This window comes from Vreelandella aquamarina, from assembly GCF_020075495.1.
Taxonomy (GTDB): Bacteria; Pseudomonadota; Gammaproteobacteria; order Pseudomonadales; family Halomonadaceae; genus Vreelandella; species Vreelandella aquamarina_A.
In genome coordinates this window covers 41,567-51,682 of sequence record NZ_JABYQT010000016.1, presented here as the reverse complement: position 1 = coordinate 51,682, position 10,116 = coordinate 41,567, and the positions used below count along the sequence as shown (strand labels likewise).

The 10,116-nt window shown below is 58.5% G+C and carries 8 protein-coding genes and 1 tRNA gene; 3 read left to right on the top strand and 6 right to left on the bottom strand.

Annotation, left to right across the window (positions count from 1 at the left end; genetic code table 11):
- Positions 1 to 348 precede the first annotated feature (348 nt).
- Both HW452_RS16590 and HW452_RS16585 read left to right on the top strand, forming a co-directional pair.
- Positions 349 to 1,266 (top strand): HAD-IIB family hydrolase, encoded by a 918-nt coding sequence (locus tag HW452_RS16590; RefSeq protein ID WP_224107206.1) that lies wholly within the window; start codon positions 349 to 351, stop codon positions 1,264 to 1,266.
- A gap of 17 nt (positions 1,267 to 1,283) precedes the next feature.
- Positions 1,284 to 2,504: a glycosyl transferase gene (locus HW452_RS16585; protein ID WP_224107205.1), complete on the top strand. Its 1,221-nt coding sequence runs from the start codon at positions 1,284 to 1,286 to the stop codon at positions 2,502 to 2,504.
- Positions 2,505 to 2,601: 97 nt separating this feature from the next.
- On the opposite strand, the gene HW452_RS16580 is transcribed toward HW452_RS16585, so the two are convergent.
- The 3 genes from HW452_RS16580 to HW452_RS16570 all read right to left on the bottom strand — a co-directional run bounded on the left by HW452_RS16580 (position 2,602) and on the right by HW452_RS16570 (position 6,694).
- Positions 2,602 to 4,206 (bottom strand): methyl-accepting chemotaxis protein, encoded by a 1,605-nt coding sequence (locus tag HW452_RS16580; RefSeq protein ID WP_224107204.1) that lies wholly within the window; start codon positions 4,204 to 4,206, stop codon positions 2,602 to 2,604.
- Positions 4,207 to 4,381: 175 nt separating this feature from the next.
- Positions 4,382 to 4,609 carry a hypothetical protein gene (locus tag HW452_RS16575; RefSeq protein ID WP_224107203.1) on the bottom strand — a complete coding sequence of 76 codons (228 nt, stop codon included), beginning with the start codon at positions 4,607 to 4,609 and terminating at the stop codon, positions 4,382 to 4,384.
- A complete protein-coding gene (locus HW452_RS16570) occupies positions 4,610 to 6,694 on the bottom strand; it encodes a carboxy terminal-processing peptidase (RefSeq protein WP_224107202.1) in 2,085 nt (694 codons plus the stop codon).
- Between the two features lie 137 nt (positions 6,695 to 6,831).
- Here HW452_RS16570 and HW452_RS16565 point away from each other — a divergent pair, with 137 nt between their 5' ends.
- Positions 6,832 to 8,136, top strand: coding sequence for a M18 family aminopeptidase (locus tag HW452_RS16565; protein ID WP_224107201.1), 1,305 nt, complete (start codon positions 6,832 to 6,834; stop codon positions 8,134 to 8,136).
- Positions 8,137 to 8,201: 65 nt separating this feature from the next.
- Here the strand turns inward: HW452_RS16565 and HW452_RS16560 are convergent.
- The 3 genes from HW452_RS16560 to pth form a co-directional block, all read right to left on the bottom strand.
- Positions 8,202 to 8,278, bottom strand: a tRNA-Met gene (locus HW452_RS16560).
- A gap of 88 nt (positions 8,279 to 8,366) precedes the next feature.
- Positions 8,367 to 9,458, bottom strand: a complete 1,092-nt coding sequence (gene ychF / locus HW452_RS16555) for a redox-regulated ATPase YchF (RefSeq protein ID WP_224107200.1) — start codon at positions 9,456 to 9,458, stop codon at positions 8,367 to 8,369.
- Between the two features lie 75 nt (positions 9,459 to 9,533).
- Positions 9,534 to 10,115, bottom strand: a complete 582-nt coding sequence (pth, locus tag HW452_RS16550) for an aminoacyl-tRNA hydrolase (RefSeq protein WP_224107199.1) — start codon at positions 10,113 to 10,115, stop codon at positions 9,534 to 9,536.
- Position 10,116: the final 1 nt, after the last annotated feature.

Genomic DNA, 10,116 nt, shown 5'->3' with positions numbered 1-10,116 from the left:
GGCTCAAACTTGGCTCACTGCAGCTCGCTGACATCAGGTGAGGGGGTATACAAAGGTGCCAGCGAGTACAATTTGAGTATAGCTATTGATCGTTTTTTGCCAAGCAAAATAGTCGCTGGCACGCTTTTTTGGTCGCCCATATCTATCTTCCAGACCGTAGCCTGCAAATGCACCTAAATGATCCTTTCTGGACGCTCTTTCCCCGTCGTTTTGCACCATCAGTGTGCGCTTTTTGTTAAGTTGCTAATAGTTAAAATTTTTCTATTCTTGGCATGTAAGCTGCTTCTCATCTTTAGTTAGCAACTCCCTTGCTCTAGGCTTTCTATAGCGTCATACAGAGGTAGTGCCATGTCTGAATACGACATTCCTGCATCGTTCGCTCGTGCACCTGACGCTCAGCAACGGGCGCGCCTGGTATTTACCGATCTGGACGGCTCTCTTCTGGATCATCACAGCTATGACTTTTCTCCCGCCCTGCCCACGCTTGCTTGGCTTGAACAGCTGCGCATACCGGTCATTCCGGTCACCAGCAAGACCCGTGCAGAGCTACTTCCGCTACGCGAGTCGCTAGGGCTTGTCGACACGCCGTTTGTTGCGGAAAACGGAGCCGTCATTGGTCTACCGCCTGGTTGGTGCCATGCCCGCCTTGACCGCCCAAGCAGTGGGCGTGATGGCCTGGCCATCAAGCATACCGGTGTAGATATCGGCTTTATTCGTGCTCGCTTGAACGTATGGCGCAAGCGGCTGAACATTGGCTTTACCTGCATGGGAGAGATGAGTAACAACGAGGTTGCCGCGTTGACCGGCCTGGATGCAGCGCGCGCCAGTGACGCACGACAGCGGGAGGGGTGCGAGCCGCTGATTTGGAATGGTGATCAGGCCTCTCTTGAAACGTTTCGCCAGGCGCTTGAAAGTGATGGCCTTGAGCTGACGCAGGGCGGGCGTTTCTGGCACGTCATGGGGCGCGGCACCGACAAGGGGCGAGCCGTTACCTGGCTGATCGAGCGGTTTGCCATGCTTAGAGGTTGCACGCCGCTTTCGCTGGCCCTCGGTGACGGGCCCAATGATGTCAGCATGCTGGAAGCCGTCGACCAGGCTGTTGTGATTCAAGGCGTGCATGATGCCCGCGTCACACCACGCACCCCGGCGCTCTATCGCACAACCGCCGTGGGACCGGCAGGGTGGGCAGAAGGCGTTACCCACTGGTGGGGTGGGGAGGAGAAGCCGTTACAGACGCTCAGCGGGACGCGTATCACCACGCAATAAACCAGGGAGGGGAACTCATGAGCGATTTTCACCAGAACGGTGTCATTACCGATTTTCATAACCTGACGCGGCGGCCAGTCGAGGCGCTTGAAGAGGAGTTGAGCCGGTTTGCCCGGCGTCGACCCATGGGCCTTATCCTGCCTTCGCTGTATTCCGAACTGGAAGGGCCGGCGCTTTCCAATATCGTCGACGAGCTGGCCAAGGTGCCGTATCTCGATGAAATCGTGATTGGGCTTGATCGTGCGGATCGCGATCAGTTCCTGCACGCTCGCGAGTTCTTTGCCCGCCTGCCGCAGCATACCCGCATTCTCTGGAACGATGGCCCGCGCCTGCGTGAACTGGACGACGAGCTTGAAAGCCATGGGCTAGGTGCACTGGAACCCGGCAAGGGGCGCAACGTCTGGTACTGTTCCGGCTATATGCTGGCTTCCGGCCGCTCGGCGGTAGTGGGCCTTCACGACTGCGATATTCTGACCTACGAGCGTGGTCTCCTGGCTCGCTTGATGTACCCGGTCGCCCATCCGCGTTTTAACTACAGCTTCTGCAAGGGGTACTATCCGCGCATTGCCGAAGGCAAGCTGAACGGGCGCGTTTCTCGTTTATTGGTCACACCGCTGCTGCGCGCGCTCAAGACCGTATGTGGGCCACTGCCTTATCTGGAGTATCTGGATAGCTTTCGTTATCCGTTATCGGGTGAGTTTGCCATGCGTAGTGAAGTGCTGGAGGGCATCCGCATCCCCGCTGACTGGGGGCTCGAGATTGGCGTACTTTCGGAACTGCAGCGCAACTACTCCCACCGTCAGCTATGCCAGGTCGATATCGCCGATGCCTACGATCATAAACACCAGCCGGTAAGCGAAGAGGACCCGAACGGCGGGCTGAATCGAATGAGCCTGGATATCTCCAAGGCACTGTATCGGAAGTTGGCCACCCACGGAGTAAGTTTCAGCAGTGAAGACTTCAGAACCCTGAAGGCGACCTATTACCGGCTGGCGCTGGATCTGATAGAAGCCTACGACCACGACGCCACCATGAATGGCCTGAGTCTGGATCGCCACAGTGAAGAGCAGGCGGTGGAGTTGTTTGCCAGTAATCTGCTGGAAGCCGGTAACCTGTTTCTGGATAACCCGCGCGAGCGGCCCTTCATACCCAGCTGGAACCGCGTTCAGGCTGCCGTGCCGAATTTACTGAACAGAATGCACGACGCCGTGGAATTGGATAATCAGGGCAAGGTGTAAAATACGCTGGGACATGCAAAACGCCCTCTGAACCTGATGTGGTAAAGAGGGCGTCAACCTACAAAGGTACTTGCCTCGATGCAAGGAACCTCAATGGCTAAAAGTCACTTTCCTCAGTGACATGCCGTGACGAAGAAGGCAAGGCCGCTGGCGCTGGTGTTTGGGCGTTGATGAGGAAGTTGGCCACCCGCTGGCGAAGCTGAGTACTCAGCTGGGCCAATGACTGGGTTGCGTGGTTGCTTTCCTGTACCAGGCCTGCGTTTTGCTGGGTCATCTGATCCATCTGGGTGACGGCTAGGTTGACCTGCTCGATACCGCTGCTCTGCTCGCTGGTGGCAGCAGAGATTTCCTGGACCAGCGTGCTGAGCTGCTTGATATCCGTCACCACGCTATTGATCATCTCGCCCGTCGCACGTACCTGCTGGCTGCCGTCGGCCACCTTGGCGCCGGAGTTTTCGATCAGCTTCTTGATCTCCTGGGCGGCGGCTGCCGAGCGGCTGGCAAGCTGGCGAACTTCATTGGCTACCACGGCAAACCCGCGGCCCTGGTCGCCGGCCCGAGCCGCCTCGACCGATGCATTGAGCGCCAGAATGTTGGTCTGAAAGGCAATCGCATCGATCGTGTTCACGATGCTGCTCATCTGAGCCGAGCTTTCATCGATATCGGCCATGGTGGCCACCACGGCCGTCATGGCATCGCTGCCACGCTGGGCGTTATCCGCCGTGCTCGTCGCCAGCTGACGCGCGTGATGGGCGTGCTCGGCATTCTGTTTAACGGTCGCTGTCAGTTCTTCCATGCTGGAGGCAGTTTCAGCCAGAGACGCAGCCTGCTGCTCGGTGCGTGTCGAGAGCTCTTCGTTGACGCCGACGATCTGCTCGACCCCGTTGTTGACCTGGTCGGCACCGTGATGGATATCGCCAATGGTGCCTGCCAGGCTTTCACGCATGCGGTTGATGTTGAATAGCAGGCTTTCCTGGTCGCGGCTGGAAAGCGTAGTGCTTCGGGTCAAATCGCCATCGGCAATATAACGTACCACTTCCGCGGCGTAGCGTGGGTCCCCGCCCAGACGGCGAGCCACATCGCGAATCACCCAGCCCATCAGCAGCGTAACCGGGATGCCGATAATCAGTAGTGCAATCAGGGAGCGGGTAAGGTTACTGATAAAGGCTGCATTGATGTCGTCGACGTAGATGCCGGCGCCAAACGCCCAGCCCCACTCGGGCAAGTAGGCGAAGTAGCTGATCTTGGGAAACTGCTCGTCACCTGAAATACGGCGCGAGTAGTAATCGACGTGGCCGCCACCCGAACGGGCAGCCTGCAGAAATTCTGCATAAAGCCGCATTCCGTTGGCATCATGGTAGTTGCTCATGTCTTCGCCGCGCGGGCGATTGGGGTGAGAGACGATGTGCATCTGATCGTCAAAGGCAAACACGTACTCACCTTCAGCGAAGCTGGCATTGGCAATAGCGTCGACGGCACGCTGCTGGGCTTCTTCAAGGGTAAGCTCGCCGGTACTGGCGTTAACCTGCAGCGCCTGCAGCTGCGACTGGAGGCTTTCGACGACATGCTGAATGCTGGTACGCCGCTCGTGCTCGATGGTTTGTCGTGTTTCCCAGGTCAGCCAGCCCACCAGCGTCAGCATGGCTAAGCAGATAAGCCCGAGAATGCCCCAGAGTCGTTGATTTGTAGTTAGTCGTGACATGATTTTCCTATAACAGCAAAGCCAAGAATGGATGACGCTGTTATATCGGCCTTTTCCGACAAGACCTTAGCCGAATCACGCGTTATTTTTACCAAAATGCAGCGTGCAGGAGGGTGGGAGAAAAAAGAGGCTATAAGATGAGGGGGTTATAAAAATTAGCATGGTTATGATTGATTTAGCTAAACAACTTTTCAAGTTCGTGCTGCTTCTCATTTGGATAACGCATGTTCACCATCTCCTGAAAGCGCCCGATGCGGGTATGCCTAGGACGTTGCACGCCAAAAAAATACTGATAGGCCAGCAAGGAAAAATAGCCTGGCAGGCATGATACGTCGTCGTTCAGCGTGATGTATTCAGCAAAACGCCGGCGCAGGGGCCGGCGTTGTTTCAGGACGCGCAGCAATCAGCGCTTGGCCATCCGCTGGGCTTTCTGGAAGTGGGCATAGTCGAGCAGGATTTCTGCCGCTTCAAGCACGGGCGCGCGGTCGACCGGCATTTCCTCGTCCTCAGCGCTTTCATCCTTGCCATTGGGTTCGGTAGTGTCCAGGCGGGCATCCATCCATTCATCAAGTTCAGGAAGCTTCAGTGCCCGACGGCGCTGGTTCTCTAGAGACAGCTGCTCGGCTTCCTGGGCTTCCATTTCGCGCTGGCGCTGTTCGCGGTTGAGGCTGACGCTGGTGTGCTGCTCACGCAGTTGACGTGCCAGGGCCGACTGGCGTTCCAGGTAGATGAAGTTAGGGTTCTGCTTGGCGCGGGTCTGGTGCTGGGCAGCCAGCGCATCGACAAACGTTTCCGGCGTGCCGTAACGGCGGTACTGAACGTTCTGCACGGTGTCCCAGCCCAGGGCGTTGTCCAGGCTGCTTTCGCCGATACGCTCAGGGTCAATCAGGCTCGGGAAGGCGATGTCCGGGTCTACGCCGCGGTTTTGCGTACTTTCACCGGAAATACGGTAGAACTTGGCGCGGGTCAGCTTGATCTGGCCATGGCTCAGGTCGTTCAATGTTTGAACGGTTCCTTTGCCAAAGGTAGACGAACCGACGATCAGGCCGCGGCCATAATCCTGGATGGCGCCGGCGAAGATCTCGGAGGCCGAGGCAGATAGCCGGTTGACCAGAACGGTGAGCGGGCCGTCATAGGTGGTGCCCGCATCGCTGTCGCCGTAGAGCTGGATGCGGCCCTGGGCATCGCGAACCTGAACGGTAGGGCCGCGATCGATGAACAGGCCAATCAGCGAGTTGGCTTCCTGAAGCGCGCCGCCGCCGTTGTTGCGAAGATCCAGCACGATGCCTTCGACGCCTTCTTCTTTCAGGCGCTCGATCTCACGAGCTACATCGCGAGTGGTGCTGCGATACTCCTCTTCGCCCGCCTGCCAGGCGTCAAAATCAACGTAGAAGGTGGGAATGTTGATGACGCCGATCGGGTGGGGCTCGCCATCGCGCTCGACATTGATGACTTCGCCATGGGCGGCCTGGTCTTCAAGGCTTACCGTATCGCGGGTAATTTCGACGATATGCGAGCGGGTCATGTCGACCGCCTGGGCAGGCACGATATCCAGACGTACGACCGAGCCTTTGGGGCCTCGAATAAGGTCCACCACGTTGTCCAGGCGCATGCCTACCACGTTGACCATCTCGCCATCTTCCTGGCCCACCGCAATGATGCGGTCAGCGGGTTCCAGTACATCGGCACGATCGGCGGGGCCGCCGGGAACCAGGCTTGCCACCTTGACGTATTCGCCGTCCGCCTGGAGCAGTGCACCAATGCCCTCGAGGGAAAGGCTCATCTGAATATCGAAAGATTCGCTTTGACGCGGAGAAAGGTAACCGGTGTGGGGATCGATCGTGCTGGTCACCGCCGCCATCACAAGGCCGAACACGTCTTCTGATTCGGTCTGGCGCAGACGGGAAAGCTGGCCTTCGTAACGCTGACGCAGGTTATCTTCGATCTGTTCATCGTCCTGGTCGGTGAGGGCAAGCGTCAGCGCGTCGTTCTTCAGGCGTTTGCGCCAAAGTTCGTCAAGTTCACTTTCGCGGGTAGCGAAGGGCGCTTCTTCGCGATCGATTTCCAGGCGCTCATTGCTGTCGAAGTCGAACGTCAAGCCTTCATCCAGGCGCTCGAGCAGCCACTCCAGGCGCGCTATATGGCGCTCGCTGAACTGGTCGTAGAGCTCGAAGGCATCGTCCAGATCACCTTCGAACAGCGCCTCGGCCATGTCGCCTTCCAGATGACGATAGGGCTCGATATCACGGCTCAGCAAGTAGGCGCGCTGGCCATCGAGAATGTCCAGGTAGCGCTGAAAGGCTTCCTGTGACCACTGCTCATCAAAGGTGATATCAGCGTAGTGGCCGTAGCGGAGCGCATCCGCAATTTCTACTGCCGCTTGGCGTTGTTCGTCGGTCGGCGCGATTTGCGCCAGCGCAGCCGGGCTGGTGACCACCAGCATCACGGCAAGCGCGACCGAGCGCGAAAGCGTTGCAAACAAGCTCATCAGTCAAGCTCTCCCGGATTTGTGTACACTCATGCTTCCCTAGACCCGCAGGTGGCCTATGAGTTGCCTAGGCCAGGGAGCATTGTAGCAGGTCGTTTGCTCTGTGAGACTCAATCATTACTGTTAAGAGGATTTCCATGTCCGAAGCCTTCAACGCCGATCGTTTAACCCGGCTATGTGATTTTCTGCGCCATTCACCCACGCCATGGCACGCGACCCAGAGCATGGCCGAGCGGTTGGAAAAAGCAGGATTTCAGCGGCTGGAAGAGACCGCCAGCTGGCAGTTGAGCCGCGGACAGCGCTACTACGTCACGCGAAACGATTCATCGATCATCGCCTTCCAGCTGCCCGAAGGGGCACTTGAGAGCCTGCGTATGCTGGGCGCGCACACCGATAGCCCCGGCCTGCGCTTGAAGCCAAATGCCACACAACACGCGGCGGGCTGGCTGCAGCTGGGCGTGCAGGTGTATGGCGGTGTACTGCTGGCGCCCTGGTTCGATCGCGACCTGGGGCTTGCTGGCCGGGTACACGTACGCCACTCGGATGGCAGGATGGAGAGCTTGCTGCTTGACGTCGAACGGCCCGTGGCCATGGTGCCAAGCCTCGCCATCCATATGGATCGTGACGTCAACTCAGGTCGGCCCATCAACCCGCAGACCCAGATGGCACCGGTACTGCTGCAAAGCGGTAGCGCCACGCTTGCCGACCTTCTGACCTCCTGGATTGAAGAGCAGCACGGCGTGAAGGCTGCGGAAGTGGTGGATTTCGAGCTCGGTTTCTACGACGTACAACCGCCGTCGCTGGTGGGGGTAAATCAGGAGCTTGTCGCCAGTGCGCGCCTGGATAATCTGCTGTCGTGCTTCATTGGGCTGGAGGCGCTGCTGGAAAGCGACGGCCACCAGGGAGCGCTACTGGTCGCCAATGATCACGAAGAGGTAGGCAGCGCCAGTGCCTGTGGCGCTCAAGGGCCATTTCTGGGCGATGTACTCAAGCGCATCAATGCGCAGGTAGGCGGTGGGTCGGAGGAGTCACTGGTTCAGCTGATTCAATCATCGCTGATGATTTCCTGCGATAACGCCCACGCGCTGCATCCCAACTTTCGTGACAAGCACGACGAGCGCCACGGCCCGGCCATCAACGGCGGCCCGGTAATCAAGGTGAACGCCAGCCAGCGTTACGCCACCAACAGCGTGACCGGCGCGCTGTTTCGCGACGTATGCCGCGAGGCCGATGTGCCGGTTCAATCGTTTGTGACCCGGGCGGATATGGGCTGTGGCAGTACCATTGGCCCGATCACGGCCACCGAGGTAGGCGTGCCTACCCTGGATATTGGCGTGCCGCAGTGGGCCATGCACTCGATCCGTGAAACCGCTGGCACCCGCGATGTCGAGTACCTGACCCGGGCGTTGAAAGTCTTCTTGAATCGCCCGGTGCTTGCTTGATAACACCGTCACTCGACGCGCCAACGAAAAAAGCCCGCTGACGAATCAGCGGGCTTTTCGGTATCTGGTGGCTACGCCCTGATTTGAACAGGGGACCCCATCATTATGAGTGATGTGCTCTAACCAGCTGAGCTACGTAGCCTTTCAACGGGGGCGAATGTTACTCGGATATCCGCCGCCCGTCAAGCATTGATTGCTGCTGGTACTCAAGGAGCTTGAATCACCAGCGTTTATACGTTGAATCGGAAGTGCACCACATCGCCATCCTTGACAATGTACTCCTTGCCCTCCAGGCGCCACTTGCCCGCATCCTTGGCGCCTTGCTCACCGCCTAGCGTCACGAAGTCGTCATAAGCGATCACTTCGGCACGGATGAAACCTTTCTGGAAGTCGGTATGGATTGCGCCGGCGGCTTCAGGGGCCGTGGCCCCTTGCTTCACGGTCCAGGCGCGAACTTCCTTGACGCCGGCGGTGAAGTAAGTCTGCAGGCCAAGCAGCGCATAGCCTGCCCGGATAACCCGGTCGAGTCCCGGCTCTTCCATGCCCATTTCATCCAGGAACATGGCACGCTCTTCGTCTTCGAGCTCGGCGATTTCGGCTTCCAGCTGGTTACACACAGGTACCACCACGGCGCCTTCCTCGGCGGCAATTTCCTTGACGATATCGAGATAAGGATTGTTCTCGAAGCCGTCTTCATTGACGTTGGCGATGTACATGGTGGGCTTGAGCGTCAAGAAGCCGAAGCTCTTGACCTGACGCTTTTCGTCGTCGTCCAGGCCAAAGCTTCGAAGCGGCAAGCCCTCGGCCAGGTGGGGCTGGATCTTGTCGAGCACGGCCTTGGTGGCCGTGGCCTCCTTGTCGCCGCCTTTCACCGAGCGCACCAGACGCTGGCTGGCCTTCTCGACGGTATCCAGGTCGGCAAGTGCCAGTTCCAGGTTAATGGTTTCGATGTCGGCACGTGGGTCAACCTGGTTGGCCACGTGAATGACGTTGTCATTATCGAAGCAGCGCACCACGTGGGCAATCGCCTGGGTTTCGCGGATGTTGGCCAGGAACTTGTTGCCAAGGCCCTCACCCTTGGAGGCGCCAGCCACGAGACCTGCAATATCCACAAACTCCATGGTGGTGGGCAGAATCCTTTCGGGCTTGACGATGGCGGCCAGCTTGTCCAGACGCGGGTCCGGCATCGGCACGATGCCGACGTTGGGTTCGATGGTACAGAAGGGGAAGTTTTCCGCGTCAATGCCGGATTTGGTCAGCGCATTGAAAAGCGTGGATTTGCCTACGTTTGGCAGGCCGACGATACCGCAGTTAAAGCCCATAATGGATTCCTGGCTGAAGACAAGTGCTGACGTGCTCTGCCCAGCGCTTGCCTGAAGTGAGTATGTTCGTATTGACTATTTTACGCTATGCAGGCGATTCATGGCCTTGGCCCAGTCACCATCGAGCGCGAAAGGAAGTGTGGCCTGGCACTCGTGCAGGGCGTTATCGATGGCTTCCTGCTCGGCCTTGCCGGGGCGGCCCAGTACGTAGTGGGTGACCTGGCGCGCTTCACCCGGGTGGCCGATACCGATGCGTACGCGGTGAAACTGCTTTTGATTGCCAAGCGCGCTGATGATATCGCGCAGGCCATTATGGCCGCCGTGGCCGCCGCCGGTTTTATAGCGTGCCTGCCCCGGCGGGAGGTCGAGCTCATCGTGAGCGACCAGCAGGTTTTCCGGGGCAAGTTTGAAGAACTGGGCAAGCGCTGCCACCGCGGCACCGCTTCGGTTCATGAAGGTGGTAGGGTTGAGCAGGTGCAGCTCGTGATCACCCACGCGGGCCTTGGCATACAGGCCGAGGAATTTCTTCTCCGGGCGTAGCTCGGTATGGGCGCTGCGCGCAATGGCATCGACCAGCCAGAACCCCGCATTGTGGCGGGTGGCATCATACTCGGCGCCGGGGTTGCCTAGTCCTATCAGGGCCGTTACCTGGCTCATT

Excerpts from the sequence above, each read along its gene's own strand:
- HW452_RS16590 (WP_224107206.1), top strand. The coding sequence starts at position 349 with ATGTCTGAATACGACATTCCTGCATCGTTCGCTCGTGCACCTGACGCT.
- HW452_RS16585 (WP_224107205.1), top strand. The coding sequence starts at position 1,284 with ATGAGCGATTTTCACCAGAACGGTGTCATTACCGATTTTCATAACCTG.
- HW452_RS16580 (WP_224107204.1), bottom strand. The coding sequence starts at position 4,206 with ATGTCACGACTAACTACAAATCAACGACTCTGGGGCATTCTCGGGCTT.
- HW452_RS16570 (WP_224107202.1), bottom strand. The coding sequence starts at position 6,694 with ATGAGCTTGTTTGCAACGCTTTCGCGCTCGGTCGCGCTTGCCGTGATG.
- HW452_RS16565 (WP_224107201.1), top strand. The coding sequence starts at position 6,832 with ATGTCCGAAGCCTTCAACGCCGATCGTTTAACCCGGCTATGTGATTTT.
- ychF (WP_224107200.1), bottom strand. The coding sequence starts at position 9,458 with ATGGGCTTTAACTGCGGTATCGTCGGCCTGCCAAACGTAGGCAAATCC.
- pth (WP_224107199.1), bottom strand. The coding sequence starts at position 10,115 with ATGAGCCAGGTAACGGCCCTGATAGGACTAGGCAACCCCGGCGCCGAG.